Genomic DNA, 1239 nt, shown 5'->3' on the forward strand with positions numbered 1-1239 from the left:
CGAACACTTCGTGTTCTTTGAGCCCAAGGGCTCTCAGTTCAACGAATTCGAGTTCTCACCCTTTTCCATTGGTGCCAACGGCACAGTCTCAACCTTCTTCTTATCCATTCTTCCAGGCGCTTCAAGGGAGAGGGGGTCTCAATTAACGCGAAGTACCCCATCCATCCCATGGTATATTGGTTGAGTTTCCGGATACGTTCCTCCATTGGAAGACTCCAATTCGGATTCGTCAGTTGCCGGATTTTATTCTTAAACCGTTGAACGGATTTCGGGGCGAGTCGGATTCGAGCTTCTCGTTGAGACGTGAAGCTGAACCCTAGAAACTTTCGTTTCCAGGGGCGGTCGACCGCACTTTTCTCCTCGTTGACTTTGAGTTTTAACTTCTTCTCCAGATACTTTTGAACGCTTTGTTTGACTCTTTGGCCCGCACGCGGACTGCGGACATAAATGTTACAGTCATCGGCGTAGCGGCAGAACTTCAACCCCCGCTTTTCAAGTTCTTTATCCAGATCATCCAGCAGGATGTTGGCCACGAGCGGACTCAATGGCCCGCCTTGCGGCGTGCCTTCCTCTGAACGAACCCGGACACCTTCCAGCATCACCCCAGCTTTTAAGTAGGCCCTTATCAATTTCAGAACTCGCTTGTCCTCGACCTTCCGTGCAACCCGGCTCATCAGAATGTCGTGATTCACCCGGTCAAAGAACTTTTCCAGATCGATATCGACGACATATCGGTATCCTTCTTGGATATATTTCTGAGCTTGCCGGACCGCATCGTGGGCCCGCCGCTTGGGGCGGAAGCCATAGCTGTACGGAGAAAAATGGGGATCAAAGATCGGCGTAAGCACCTGAAGGATGGCCTGTTGGATGAACCGATCCATCACGGTTGGGATCCCCAACAATCGGACGCCTCCATTGGGTTTCGGGATTTCGACCCTCCGGACCGGCGCCGGCTTGTAGGTTCCCTCAAGCAATTGTCTCTTAATGGACTTCCAGTGCTTCCGGATATCATCGCGGAGTTGTTCCGTCGGAACGCCGTCGATGCCCGGAGCCCCTTTATTTGCTTCCACCCGTTTGAGGGCAGTGATTAAGTTGTTCCGTGACAGAATCGTCTCCAACAGCGCCATCGAGATCTCTTTCCCTCCGCGGGATGGGGTTCAAGTCTTGCCGGGCAATGCTCAGCCCTCTATCCAAGGCCTCCGGGCTCACCCATCTTTCCTTGAAAGAGTTCCGTCAGGA

The 1239-nt window shown here is 52.7% G+C and carries 1 pseudogene; it reads right to left on the minus strand.

The window, feature by feature from the left end:
- A pseudogene (ltrA, locus tag CCB157_RS17055) lies at positions 1–1127 on the minus strand (group II intron reverse transcriptase/maturase); the annotation flags it as partial.
- Positions 1128–1239 lie beyond the last annotated feature (112 nt).

The organism is Caenibacillus caldisaponilyticus, assembly GCF_002003465.1.
In the GTDB taxonomy this organism is placed as follows: Bacteria; Bacillota; Bacilli; order Bacillales; family Sporolactobacillaceae; genus Caenibacillus; species Caenibacillus caldisaponilyticus.